The organism is Actinocrispum wychmicini (assembly GCF_004345645.1).
Classification (GTDB): domain Bacteria; phylum Actinomycetota; class Actinomycetes; order Mycobacteriales; family Pseudonocardiaceae; genus Kibdelosporangium; species Kibdelosporangium wychmicini.
In genome coordinates, this window is sequence record NZ_SLWS01000028.1 from 1 (window position 1) to 12,677 (window position 12,677).

15 protein-coding genes and 1 pseudogene are annotated in these 12,677 nt (G+C 63.8%); 12 read left to right on the top strand and 4 right to left on the bottom strand.

The window, feature by feature from the left end:
* From EV192_RS55420 to EV192_RS53395, 12 genes and pseudogenes are all read left to right on the top strand, one after another.
* A pseudogene (locus EV192_RS55420) lies at positions 1-358 on the top strand (hypothetical protein); the annotation flags it as partial.
* A 263-nt stretch (positions 359-621) separates the two neighbouring features.
* The gene (locus EV192_RS53345) at positions 622-918 is read left to right on the top strand and encodes a hypothetical protein (RefSeq protein WP_132126514.1); all 297 of its coding nucleotides are present in this window, start codon (positions 622-624) and stop codon (positions 916-918) included.
* A gap of 476 nt (positions 919-1,394) precedes the next feature.
* Positions 1,395-1,691 carry a hypothetical protein gene (locus tag EV192_RS53350; protein ID WP_132126515.1) on the top strand — a complete coding sequence of 99 codons (297 nt, stop codon included), beginning with the start codon at positions 1,395-1,397 and terminating at the stop codon, positions 1,689-1,691.
* A gap of 609 nt (positions 1,692-2,300) precedes the next feature.
* Entirely contained in the window at positions 2,301-2,540 is a 240-nt protein-coding gene (locus EV192_RS53355) for a hypothetical protein (RefSeq protein WP_132126516.1), read from the top strand.
* A 301-nt stretch (positions 2,541-2,841) separates the two neighbouring features.
* Positions 2,842-4,062 carry a hypothetical protein gene (locus tag EV192_RS53360; protein WP_132126517.1) on the top strand — a complete coding sequence of 407 codons (1,221 nt, stop codon included), beginning with the start codon at positions 2,842-2,844 and terminating at the stop codon, positions 4,060-4,062.
* A 182-nt stretch (positions 4,063-4,244) separates the two neighbouring features.
* Positions 4,245-4,475 carry a hypothetical protein gene (locus EV192_RS53365; protein WP_132126518.1) on the top strand — a complete coding sequence of 77 codons (231 nt, stop codon included), beginning with the start codon at positions 4,245-4,247 and terminating at the stop codon, positions 4,473-4,475.
* The gene (locus tag EV192_RS53370) at positions 4,472-5,230 is read left to right on the top strand and encodes a sulfite exporter TauE/SafE family protein (protein ID WP_132126519.1); all 759 of its coding nucleotides are present in this window, start codon (positions 4,472-4,474) and stop codon (positions 5,228-5,230) included. The genes EV192_RS53365 and EV192_RS53370 overlap by 4 nt, the downstream gene beginning before the upstream one ends.
* Before the next feature lie 116 nt (positions 5,231-5,346).
* Positions 5,347-6,312 carry an aminoglycoside phosphotransferase family protein gene (locus tag EV192_RS53375; RefSeq protein ID WP_132126520.1) on the top strand — a complete coding sequence of 322 codons (966 nt, stop codon included), beginning with the start codon at positions 5,347-5,349 and terminating at the stop codon, positions 6,310-6,312.
* A gap of 342 nt (positions 6,313-6,654) precedes the next feature.
* Positions 6,655-7,398: a DUF5753 domain-containing protein gene (locus EV192_RS53380; RefSeq protein ID WP_132126521.1), complete on the top strand. Its 744-nt coding sequence runs from the start codon at positions 6,655-6,657 to the stop codon at positions 7,396-7,398.
* 125 nt (positions 7,399-7,523) lie between these two features.
* Positions 7,524-7,913, top strand: coding sequence for an integration host factor, actinobacterial type (gene mihF, locus EV192_RS57100; RefSeq protein ID WP_279496508.1), 390 nt, complete (start codon positions 7,524-7,526; stop codon positions 7,911-7,913).
* Between the two features lie 365 nt (positions 7,914-8,278).
* The gene (locus EV192_RS53390; protein ID WP_132126522.1) at positions 8,279-8,494 is read left to right on the top strand and encodes an Lsr2 dimerization domain-containing protein; all 216 of its coding nucleotides are present in this window, start codon (positions 8,279-8,281) and stop codon (positions 8,492-8,494) included.
* Between the two features lie 58 nt (positions 8,495-8,552).
* Complete coding sequence (locus EV192_RS53395) at positions 8,553-9,005, top strand: NUDIX domain-containing protein (protein WP_132126523.1); 453 nt, start codon at positions 8,553-8,555, stop codon at positions 9,003-9,005.
* Positions 9,006-9,296: 291 nt separating this feature from the next.
* On the opposite strand, the gene EV192_RS53400 is transcribed toward EV192_RS53395, so the two are convergent.
* The 4 genes from EV192_RS53400 to EV192_RS53415 all read right to left on the bottom strand — a co-directional run bounded on the left by EV192_RS53400 (position 9,297) and on the right by EV192_RS53415 (position 12,213).
* A complete protein-coding gene (locus EV192_RS53400; protein ID WP_132126524.1) occupies positions 9,297-10,277 on the bottom strand; it encodes an endonuclease/exonuclease/phosphatase family protein in 981 nt (326 codons plus the stop codon).
* A 293-nt stretch (positions 10,278-10,570) separates the two neighbouring features.
* Positions 10,571-10,939 carry a hypothetical protein gene (locus tag EV192_RS53405; protein ID WP_132126525.1) on the bottom strand — a complete coding sequence of 123 codons (369 nt, stop codon included), beginning with the start codon at positions 10,937-10,939 and terminating at the stop codon, positions 10,571-10,573.
* A 159-nt stretch (positions 10,940-11,098) separates the two neighbouring features.
* The gene (locus EV192_RS53410; RefSeq protein ID WP_132126526.1) at positions 11,099-11,473 is read right to left on the bottom strand and encodes a hypothetical protein; all 375 of its coding nucleotides are present in this window, start codon (positions 11,471-11,473) and stop codon (positions 11,099-11,101) included.
* A 518-nt stretch (positions 11,474-11,991) separates the two neighbouring features.
* Positions 11,992-12,213: a hypothetical protein gene (locus EV192_RS53415; protein ID WP_132126527.1), complete on the bottom strand. Its 222-nt coding sequence runs from the start codon at positions 12,211-12,213 to the stop codon at positions 11,992-11,994.
* Between the last annotated feature and the right edge of the window lie 464 nt (positions 12,214-12,677).

The window sequence follows — 12,677 nt, forward strand, 5'->3', positions numbered from 1 at the left end:
AACGATGACCAGCGAGCCGCCTGCCGAGCACGCCGAGCCCACAGTCACACCGCCAGCCGTGGACCGTGTCTCACTCTTGCTTCGCGAGCTGTTCGGCAGAACGTGGATACCCATGTCTTCCCTTGTCGGGGTCTACATCCGCGAATGGGCTGGCGGGGACAAAGACGGCTACGCCAGTCGCCAGGCCGAAATCGATTCAATCAGCATCGTCGACTGGCACACCGCCACCGCCGAACGCGTTAACCCGCATGGTGTCCCCCTCTGGCGATGCAAAGGCACACTCGCTGCCGTCGCCGCTGCCCTACAAGCCTTGCCGGCGCCCGGAACCCCAGGAGCACCAACCATGCCAATCCTGTGACCAAGCCCTGGCGGCACACTGTTCACCGTCCTATCCGGATCGTTCCTTGTCGCGACCATCCTCACAGGACGGCATTACGTAAAGCCAATGCCACGACTACGCGCGACAAGCCCGCCGGGACGCACGCAAAGCCACTGAAGCTATCACCGCCATGCGACGCGAAGCCCCGACGTACGGGAAACCAAGTGCATGCAAACCACCGAGGATCCACCACCGGTCCCAACGCGCGGACAACGCCGACGAGCACGACGAGAGGAGAACCAGTGACTCAAAATTTCACCACCGACGCGCGATACACCCTCGCGTCGGGCTGTCCCATCACGACCGACCCCCACCCGGTAGACCAGAACGTCGACGTGGTGATCGGCGCCGAACACACCACCGGCGACGCCGTCCGGCTCGCCCTGCCCGACTACGCCACCTGCTACCGACTCGCGGACGCGATGTACCAGGCGGCCTACTACTTCGACCAGATGACCATGGAACCAGACGACACCACCGATCCTGCACTGTCCCGAGTAGACACCGGGTCGTGCGTCGGCACGCTCGGAATGAGGTAGACCGTGACCGGAGAAATGTTTTCGGAAACCAACAACGGCAAAACACTGCACGCACCCCCTAGGGCACGGCGGGGACCACATCGCGGCCTCCTCCGGGCACGAGACCACCGTTCTAGCAGACGGACGATGAGCAGGACGAGCAGGCGAACGACGAACCCACCGCAGCGCCGCCCACCGGACCCCGTCCCGATCCTCCTGGAGTATCGATTCGGAGGGCTCTGGACGCCCATGCCGCACGCGGTCAATACCTACACCCGGTACTGGGGCGAAGACCCAGACCGCCTCTCGGAGGAGGAAGCCGAGGTCGACCACGTCGGGATCCGCAGCAGACATCGAAGCTTCGCCTACCCCAACGACGGCAAAACCGGCGTGCCCGTGTGGCAGGTGCGACGATTCGTTCAACGCCGTCATGGACGCGCTACGCGGCATTCACCCGCCTGGAAAGCCAGGAGCGCCCACGGCACGACTGCACTGACATGACCACGCTGTGGGCGCTGTTCGGGACACTCACCTGCGCATGCACCGTCGCTACCGTCCTCATGGGACGGCACTACGCGATCCGCACTGAAGCAGGCGAACGAGAAGCACGCCAAGCCGAACGCGGAGCACGCGACGCCGAACACGCCGCGAACCAAGCCGTCGACACCATCCGCCGCGAAAACGCCGCGCGGCACACCTCACACCCGCGGCATCGCCTCGAAGACCCAGCACCCATACACACACCCAGCCAACGAATGCGGGCCAACGGCAAAAACCACCAGGGGCAGCAGTGACACAACACCTCGTCGTGGAAGCGCGGATCGTCATCCGACCACAGTGCCCGATGGACGTCGACCCACCCAGTCGACGAAACAGTCGACATCGTGATCGGCGCATAGTGCGGACCCAGCCAAGCCCTCAGGCTCGTCATCAGGGACCTCCCGACGTTGCCGCGCACTCGCCGCCATAGCCATGCTCGCCCACGCCGAGCTGAAGAACGTCGACGAACAACCCAGACTCGTAAAGATCGCGGACACCCCAGTGACTCAGTAGCCCTTGTGCACGACATCTTGAGAAGGCAATCCCCAACGCGGTACCTCAACCACGACGACCCCGGGAACCCGTCAGCTCTCACGATTCCTTCGGGAGAGCTGACATCTCCGGTGTTGCCTTGCGTTGTCCGCAGCATCGTCCCGAGCAGAGGGTACGACGCGCACACGCTGAGTGGAAGGCGACACCACGCGAGGACCGGTCGGGGTTGGGAATGCCCCGCCGGTCCCGCCGAACGTCCGGCGCGACGAGCGTCGGCAACCACGAAAGGATCCACGTGACAACAAAACGAACCAGGTCCGTAGCACAGTGAAGCACGACATCCCGCCAGGCTGCCCCATGGACGCGGAACAGTGCCCCTGCCCGGCTACGAGGATGCAGTCGAGATCGTCATCGGAGCACAGCCTGGCAACGTTGTGGTGCTAGTCGTACAGGGCGAGGAGACGTGGGCGGTGCTCGCTGCCGTGGCGCAGCAGGCGAAAGCCATGCTCGCGGACCGCGCCGTACTAGCCGACAAGCCCTTGTCGCTCGTACAGCCCCTCAGCGACACCGCCGCCGACCGGGACGCCCCAACCCCCGAACAGGAGAGGTAGCAACGACCTGTTCCCACGGTAGAGGCACTGTCCACAACCCCCCACCATGGCCGACGCGAAACTGTACGTGGCGCGGGGGTCCGGGTTCTGGAACGGATACCCCTGTATCAGGTGCGACCTCGGCGGCGGAACAGACGGCGCCGCGCCCGTCGTCATCAACGCCGGGGCATGCAGCGTGTGTCTGACGTGGTGCAGCAGGAAGACGTGTACTCAATGTTCTCAGATCGTGGAACGAATGCCCGACCCCACCGGCTGACATTCCACAAAGGTCAAACATGTTGGTATCGAAAAGAGGATCTCGATGGCCGGACGAGCGCTGTCGTCCATGTCGACGCTGGTGTTGCGGGAGTTGACGGCCGGGCCCCGGGCGGTATTGGGATGGACGTCGCTGCATCGCGTGGAGGGCTTGGTTGGTGGTGACACGGAGGTTGCCCGTGTGGTGGTCGCGGAGTTGGAGGCCGCAGGCCACGTCACCCGCCAGCCCGGGGGCGGCGAGCGACTGTACGTACACGTCCCGCCAGTGGAACCGAATCCAGATCGTTTCAAAACACTGGTCGAGAGTCTGATGCGAGAGGCCGTGGAGGTCGACCATCGGGTCCATGCGGATATCGACCTGGCGACGGATGAGGTTGGGCTGGTGGCGTTTGGCCGGGCGATGCCTGCACGTCGCCAGGATGCTGAGGAATGGGTTGGTGGGCAGGGATTAAGGGCGCTGACGATGTTGACCGTCGCTTGGGAGCGCGGCTGGTACGACCTGGTGTGGCCATTCTCCGCCGCCCTTGGGGGTCTGTTTCGTGTCGCAGACCACCACGACCATGCCCGCGAGGCGGTGCGCATGGGCATCGACGCGGTATATCGCCTACATAGGACGCACCTTTCGAGTTTGCGGATGCTGGAAGCCCGCCTCCTGAGCGATCGCGATCAACATGAGGACGCCGAACGCGCAGCCACGGCGGCTCTCCTATGTGCGTTGCAGGCAGCCGATTCGGACACGGTCATGACCGCCTACGGCGCCCGCGGTCAGGTTCGCGAACACGCCGGCCGCCTCGCCGATGCGGCGAACGACTTCGACCGAGCATTGACCACGGCACGCAGCCACAACGCCGCGCAGCGCCCGCCGTCCGAGGCTGTGCTGGCCGCGCGGTTCGACGCAGTGCTGACTCGCCTGGAACGGGCGGCGACTCTGCTCGGCGCTCAGGCGGATCCAGTCGATCACGCACGCCTGGTCGATGCCTTGACCGAAGCGCTCGGCTACGCCCAGCAGGCGGACCCGACCAGGACACGCCTGGCCCGCGCGGTGGGCGCCCTGCAGGAGATGATCCCGCAACGCGAGGCCGCGGACCTGGTGCTGCTGGTCGGCAAGCACGCTGAACAGACCGGCCGGATCGCCGAGGCACGCGAGTACTACCGGCGGGCCATGGCTCGGTACGACGCCGCCGACCTGCCGCAGCAGGCCGAGGAGGTCCGTACCCTGCTCACATCGCTGACCCGGCCCGAGGACCCACCCGGTCGCGCTGAGTGACGGGGGCGCCGGCCGCCGCGGGCGATGGAACGTGAACGGCCACTCCGGATACGGGAATCCCACTGTGGGTGTTTCCGAGCGCAGGGAATATCACCGAACGGCGGATTATATGTGCGCGCTAAACGTGCGTATCGTCATCCGATCATTCCTGTAAACCGGTGTTGAGTTCGCATCGACGACGCATGCGGACCTACATTTCCCTACTGCCCGGAAGGCGGTTGGCCATGGCTTCCTGCGGTCTCGAAATGATGCAGATATCCCTTCCGCATGGAGAGGTGGAAGAGCTTCATGAGTTTTTACTCCAGCTGGATGTGGTCACGCGCCTGCTGGGACGCCAGCCGGTGCTGCCCCCAGCGTTGGCGACCCGGTTTCAGAAGGCGCTGCACGATACCCACATCCGGAACCTGCTGTGACGGCCGAGATGTTGGCACTCCTGGCGGTGGTGGGCCTGGCCGCAGGGATCCTGAACTACGCCGCTGCGGGCGGAAGCCTGCTGCCGTTCCTCGTCATGGTGATGCTCGGCATGCCGCCCCTGGTAGCCAACGCCACGTGCCTGGCCGCGACACCCCTGTCTTTCGTCCGGGTCATCGGGGATATCCGAAAGACGCCCCGGATGATGCGGATCCCGCTGGTCTGCGCGGTCGCCGCAACCGCGGTCGGGGTGTGGCTGGTCAGCAGGGTGGTCACCGAGGAGGGATTTCGTCGCGCCGTCCCGTATCTGCTGGTCTGTTCTGTCGCGCTGTTGCTCGTTTTCCGTCGAGTCGCCGCGTGGATCGACGCACGCACCGGCCGGTCGGGGATGTCGGCGCGGTCGACCACTACGGTATTGACGCTCGGAATTACCGTCACCAGCGCGTACGCGGGCGCATTTGGCGGTGGTGTCGGTGTCCTGATTCTCGGCGTGTTGACCGTCGCCACATCCTGGTCGTGGGACACCATCAACACGACGAAGAATACGGTCTGTCTCACCACGTCCGTCGTGGGCTTTATCGCGTTCGCGTTCACCGGGCTGGTGCGCTGGCCGCTGTGGGTCGCGCTGGCGGCGGGCATGCTGCTCGGCAGCTACGTCGGGCGATGGGCGACACAACACGTGCCTGCCAGCATCCAACGCCTCGTGGTCGCCGTGACGACCACCCTGTCTGCGGCCTACCTGTGGGCATCGCCGTGACACCTGACCAGCACACCACGTGGTCAGCTCGCCATCCCGCGGCGGGTGGGCTGACCATGGCTACCGACTCGATAGCCCCACATGTTCCCGTCATCCTGTCACCCCAAGGATCTGCTGTGTCTCCTGTCGACGTGCCCATCGGACTGCTCACTGAGCTGAGAAACTTCCATGCCAGCCGTCCCCTCCTGCTCGACCAGCATCTCCCGGGCCTGTTGCTACGACGCCTGCCCTGGGGAGCACCCAACCGCTACTTCGCCTGGCGGATACCCACCCACCGGACAGACCTCCCTGGCTGTGAGGCGGAGATCTGTCTGAAGTTGCACACCGGTACCCCGCAGCGTGCCAGCATCGAAATGCGCGCACTGGACCACGTCGCAAACGCTGTAACCGCCGCGCCTCGGGTGTTGTGGCAGGACCGGCACCGGCGCGTCCCGGTCACCGCGATGACCCTGTTGGTCGGCGACGCCGTGCCCCGTCGGCGTGCGCCGGTCCACGAGGCCCTTCGATCCATCGCCGCCGTGTTGGGCCAGGTACGCGCGCTGCCGTTGGGCCCTTTCGCCGCCATCCCGCGGGCCAGGTCGCTGGCCGAGAGTTTGGAGGCGACAACACGGATCTGGCCTGCCACACTCATCAACGCCCCGGCCGAGCACGGCATCAACGCGGAGATGCTCACCCTGCTGGGCGAGTGGCGAGACACCGACGACTGCGACATCCTGGCCGAACCGGCTCCGGTTATCCTCTCGCCCGGCAACAGCGACCTCGACCAATGGTTGTGGGACTCCAGCACCCGGTCGGTCCACCTGGTCGACTGGGAGTCGGCCGGGTGCAGCGACACCGCGTTCGACGCCGCTGATCTCGTCGAGCACCCGAGCGTCCGCACACATTCCGACGATGACTGGATGGCTGTACTTCCCGAGCTCGGTGTATATGACGAGACGACGTATCGCCGATTCCGCGCCGCGCGCCGTCTTCTCGCGCTTTACTGGCTCAGCGAGTTGTGGGACCAGCGTGGGGAACGTCCGATGGCGTTTGCCGATCAGCGCGACCGCACGCGCTCGCTGCTAAAACCGACACGAGTGTGACGTTGTGTCTAGCCACAAAGGCTCCATCGCTGGCTGCGCAGCCCGTCGTCCGTCGTGGTCTGACGCGAAGCGCCACCGGTCATGGCCTGACCACTGGGATCACCGCAGGTTCGTACGGGTCGCCTGCGCGACCGCGGACAAGCTCGACCTGGGTGAGTGGATGATGACGAACCTTTTCGCCACAGGCGAAGGCTGTGAGCCGCAGGAGGCACCGTCAGATCGACAGGCGCTCCACTGCGGCGACGTAAGGCGGGAACCAGGTAGACCGATGGCCGACCACACTATGACGAGGGGACGGCGATCTGATGGTGCGGTTTGCTTGCTGACGGCAGGGACACGATCATGACTGAGACCCCGATACCCGGTGCTGGCGCTCGCTTGATCGCGGCAATACGAGGACTGCGTCAGATGTCGGGATGCAACCAGGTCGAAGCGAGTCGGCTGCTGGGGATGCCAGCTCGGAAGTTGAATCGCCTTGAGACACACCAACTTCCGACTCGTGACGAGTTGCGCGTGATACTGGATATGTTCACGGTGCGCGATCGTCGGCCGTTCGAGGAGATGTATGAGGCGGCGCGCACACAGATAGCCTGGTGGCACTCATCCACCTACGGTACAGCGAACTGTCGCTACGCCGCGGCAGAAGACGACGCATCCAGCGTGACGGAGTTCTCGCTGGGTATCATCCCCGACCTGCTGCAGACCCCGGACTACAGCCAGGCACTTCGTGATCAATGCATCGCTGGCGCCGACCCAACCATGGCCGGACGCAGACTCGATATGGTGCCACAACGTCAGGCACGCCTGTTCGACCGGACCCGGCCCCCGCTCAGGCTACAGTCGATCGTGCACGAATCCGTCCTGTATCAAGGAGTCAGTCGTACCCAACTATCCAGGCTGATCGAGCTCGCCCGACTGCCTCATGTTGTCCTGCAAGTCCTGCCTCAGTCACGGGGGCTGCACGCAGGACTGACAGGATCGATGATCCTGCTTCGTTCACGATCAACCTCTTCGGAGACTTCCGAGAAGTCACCGCCACGTCCAACGTCGGGTACGCGCTTGAACATCTCACGCGCATCGCCTTGAGCACGACCACGTCGCTCCAGACGCTCCACCGAATCCGGGCAGGCCAAGGCTAATGGCCCTCGGCGATGAACAAACCGCAACGCGACACGATCATCCGTGTTTGAACGATCGAAAGGACGCACCACATGGCACCCCCCAGTCTGACCACCGACGAACGACAGGCCGCTCTGGCGAAGGCCCTCCACGCCCGCACCGCCCGATCTGAACTACTGACCGCGCTGAAGACGGGCACGATTACACTCAACGACCTGCTAGCCAAGGCCGACAACGGTGACCACATCGTCCTCAGGACCCCAGTACTTGCTGCGGTCAAAGTTCTACCCGGTTTTGGCCTGACGAGGGCCCGGAAACTACTTGAGCGGAACGAGATCTCCCTGCGCCGCCGAATCAGGGGCCTCGGGAACCGGCAGCGTGAGGCGCTGCTCGCCGCCATCACGGTAGGACGAGATCCAGCAACACAGACACCGTCGGCGCCACGCCCGACCCCATCCACCTCCCCAGGGGCACCGCGATGAAGGAACCCCACCGCCGCACAGCACCACCCCACGTCGGGGCTGCACCCTCGTCGGGCAGGCAGGCCGACTTCTGCTGATTCAGTACCCAACCCACGACGCCCTGGCGCCGTGACCCCGTGCACGCGGAGAACCCATCGAACAAGCACTCCACAGAACGCTGCCCGACCAACTCACCATGACCATCACCGCCTCGGACTTGCTGTGCCGTCGTCGAACACTTCACCACCGTCCACAGTGCTCGGCCATCCAGCCCTCGCCACACCGTTGCTGAGGGGGCACGTCGCCGCATCCCTGTCTTTCCCGCCGAGGTCCAACAAGAGAAACGGCTCTTCGAGATCGCCAACTTCACTGAAGAAGGTGCCGACATGCAACCATCGCCGCACAACGACACACCGAAAGAGACCGTCCAGTTCGCACTCGACGGAGTACAGTTCGCAGTCGCCCTCACCACCGAACGCGCCACCGCGCTACGTGACCATCTCAAGCCGTACATTGACGCCGCCCGTGTCGTGGATCGCTCGGCCAGACTCGGCCTCTGGCACGAGATCAAGCGGCGCGCGCACATCCGGGGTCAAGGTTGACGGCCAAGCCGACATCACCGTCTTATTTATCAGCATCTTCGAGCGAAATGAGGCCACAATGCAACATTCTGACGGCCGTGCCGAAGCAGTGCCGCGTGTTGGCGTTTATGCGATGATTGGGCAGGAGGACCGTATTCTATTGAAAACACACCAGGCTCACCTTGACACTCTGCCCGGTGGGCCGGTGCCGGCTGAAGAGACCGTACAGGAGGCGCTTCGGAGAATAGTGCGCGACCAACTCGACTCAATCGTTGTTGCCCTGGACTTCTACATTGCGGTCGAACATTGGGCCACCGAGCCCGGCGGGGCACCGAAATATCAGATCGCGTTCCTGTTCGACATCACCCTCGCCGACCCGCCCACCAACCCGCCGTCGCCATACCGGTGGGCCGACGACCACGACCTCACCACGCTGCGACCCGCGGCCGTCAGAGACGCCCTGATCGCCGGCACACACTCGACCGAACATGCTTGGCAGCCGTGGACACCGCAGAAATCCGCCGCGTACTGACGCGCGAAACCGTGATGCCACACCTCGTTCCGGCAACCAGATCGAGACCACGGTGGATGCTGTCAACTCGGCTCAATCCGACAGGAAACCGGGGCAGATGGTAGCGGAGCGACCGTCCGTGGACGGCTGCGCCGATCTTCAACTCATGCCCGTGCAGTCACCAGGTTGGGTATGCCACCTTGCTGGGCGCTGGGCGTAGGGGAGCGCGCGGCCAAGTTCTCCCCGATCCAAAGGTCGGGAGCTCCCACCAGCGGTTCCTCACGACAGCGTTTCCTGCCGAGCGGATCGGCGTCAGGTCATTGGTTCAGTGCTGTCAATGGCGGACAGCCGGTAGGTGCCGAACACGTACGCATGGTCGGACAGCCGGCGCGGCGGTTGCGCCACCCCGTAGGCAATGGCCTCGGCGGGGAGCCCGGTTGACCGCATGATCCGGTCGATACGAAGCCCTGACCCGATGGTCGGCTTGGTAGTTGGTGTCGGGTCGCCGAATTCCTCGCCCATATCGACGTAGCCGAAGATGGACCTCAGTTTGTCCATCTGTCGGGTGTCGATCTTCCACCAGCCGCTTCGGCCGGACTTGTCCCATGGATACTCCCAGCCGGCTTGCCCTGTGGTCGGGTCGATCCCGTCCGGGTCGAACCAGCCCTTCTGCTGCAGTTTGTTCAGGTTGCCTTGGTCGCGGCATTGCTGGTACCAGTTGAGCTGATCGACCAGGTGCTGTTCGCGATCCCAGCCGGAGTCGGCGTTGAAGTCACCCAGGATGATCGTCTTGCGGTGTGGGCCGCCCTGGTTGGAGATCCGATTGGCCGCCTGCTCGAACACTTCCCTGCCCTCGCCGCCCGACCAATGCTCGCAGCACAGGTTGATCTCGTGGCCGAAGATCTCGGCCTGTGCCCACCCGTAGTGCCGGCGACCGGGATCCAACGGTGCGGCGGGGTCGGCCCAGCCAAGAGGATGCACCTTTGCTGTGTTGACCAGCAGCAGGTGGAGGCTGTTCTTCCGGCCGGGCACGCCGTGAGCTGCGAACAGAGGCTCGTACCAGCCTCCGGCCAGGTGAGGGGACAGATGGTGCACGGTGGTGCGGCGAATGGCGCGTTGCTGGTCGGCCAGGCCGTTGTTGGCCTCGGGCAAGGCGAGCACATCTGGTGGCCTCGGGGTGTGCGCCAGGAGGAAATCCAGCGCGGCTGGCAGCCGATGATTGCCGAGGCCAGGGTCGAACCCGAATCGCTCGATGTTGAACACGCCGACCGTGAGATCCGCTTCACTGGTCATGATTGATCAGAATCCTCGCAAGAAGGCACTGTAGAATGGTTTGGGTTGTGCGTTTGTTGCTGTGGTCTGCAGTCGGAAGATCTTCCTGTGGAGGTCAACGGCCCATGTTCACCAGCGCCTCCGGAGCCGGGGCCGGGCCGCCTTGGGAATCTGGCCCGCCAGCGTGGCTGTACGAGCAACTGCCTTATTCGGATCCGCAGTCGGATTGTCACGCGGCGTTGTTCGGCCCGAGGCACCTGTAGGTCCGCTGGAGCCGGGTGGTGATGGGTGGGTGGCACATCAGGAAGTTCGACTCAGTCCGACGCGTCAAGGACGTCCAAGTTCAGTTTGTGCGAACGGGCGTAGTTGGCAAACGCCACTACCAACCGGCGCGCCCTCAACAGTGCGCGCGCCTGGCAGGCGCCATCGGCCGTGAAGCGGTACAGCCGCTCCCGGATAGCTCTCTTAGCCCCGGGCTTCAGTTGCCCTTCAACGACTTCCGTGTTCACCAACTGATGCGTCACAAACGAACTGAGGATCTGAACTACTTCCTCATGCGCGATGTTCAACCGCAGGGCGACATACGGCACGGTGACCGCCCGACCTACCTCCTGAAGCATCAGCAGCAGGACATGTCCTGTCTTGTCGTACGTGCTTGCGGCTGAAGTGTTTTGCATGTCCATGGGTAGCCTGTGTGCGCGACGTCTGGCGACCGGTCCCGGTGGGGTGCGCACTCCGCCCGAGAAGCGGTACCACCGAGGCAATTCGGTGTACTACCAGTCAATGCCGCGCAACATGAGTCCTTTCTCTTAAGTCGCAACAATATTCGACGCTGGACGGTGTCAATCGGGCGGATAGCCGCTCTGCGCACAGATCAGCCGACACCGGAACTTGTCCGGGTCGAAGGGGTCCAGCCGCATCCCGCCCGGTTGCCTGCCGCCGAGTGGTTCACTGTGGACGTATTGCAAGAACGTCAAAGTGATCAGCGGCCGAGCAATGTCATCCACTGATACACCGACCGTCGCGCACAGCTCTGCCACAGTCATGTTTCCGTTGCCACCAGACTGGGCCTCAGCGAGAACCACGATGATGCTTTGCGCCATCGCCCACTGCCGACCGGCGAGGTGCGGGCGGGCCGTCTGCTCAGCCTCCTCCAAAAGAGACGCCACTGTGGCATGCACGGGCCAGGCAGACGGCCAGTTAAGGGCCTGGCTCATGCTGTCGCCCCAATCCGGCGCCCGGTGTCGGGGACCGCCGCCACGTGAGCGCGCTGGGTGACGTACGGCCGCAACAAGTTCGGCTCATCTTCGTCCACGACATAGCTGTCTTGGCCACTACTTGCTTGGTTAGGCCGGGCGTCAGCGATGGCGGGCAGCTGTACTTCCCCGTCCTTCGCCCATGCGGCCCGCATGTCCAAGATATCCGTTGGGCTGGACGTCCACGACTCGTTCAACCGATGCCGTCCACGTCGCGCTCCGCTCTTGACGACAAGCCAAAGAAGCAGCAACGCGGCGAGCACCGCAGCCGAAAGAGCAAACACGGTCTGTTCTCCGGACATATCTTCACTCTTTCTTTCTAGCCCATCTTCCAGAAAAAGCATCTCGTGTCGAACTCAAACCGCGGACTGATCCCCTTAGCTCGCGGTTTTGGCATTTAGGCGGAAGTGCACTGAGGAACAGCCAGTAAAGCTCAAGGATCTCGTTGAGCCGACGATCACTGGACGTGCACCTGCGTTTCATTTGGAGGCGCGATCCCACAGCAGAGTTGAAATATCCACATCTGGGACCTCGCTCCGAAAATCGCGCGCGTAGGTGAACATCTGCGCCACTTCCGGTCCTTTGGCCCACACCACTCGATAGCGCCGGATCTGACGATCGTAGTAGATCCGCACGTACGTTCCGGATTCGGTCGTCAACAGGCTGGCGAGCCGCCGGGCGCCGCGCGCACGCTTACTCATACTGGACCTCCACAATGAATCGCTTAGAGCCGCCTTCCCCGATCCTGTTCTTTGGCGGCAGACCTTGGCTCTCGCGCTCTAGATCCTGGGCACCCTGAAACCCTCGGCGAGCTTTGCCGATGGACCCGTGTTCGAAAATCTCCATACAGGGCCCACACGCGGTCCCAACGGAAGGGTGAGCGACTCCATAGGAGCCCAGCGAAGCAACAGAATGCCCGCACAACACGTGCACGCCCAAATCGGACACGAAGACGTAATGGAACCGGGCGCCGCCGCACGGCCCATAGTCGGGTTCTTCGTCCCCGTAGAGTCTCGCGAGCGCATCCCCCAGGAACTCGACCAGGACATCCGTACCCAGATACTCGCAGTCGGGCGTGGAGCAACTGTGCCACGGACCTTGTGAGGCTGGCGGCGTGACTGCGCGCTGCACGGGTTCAAGTTCGTTCATCGCTGGTTCCGTTGAC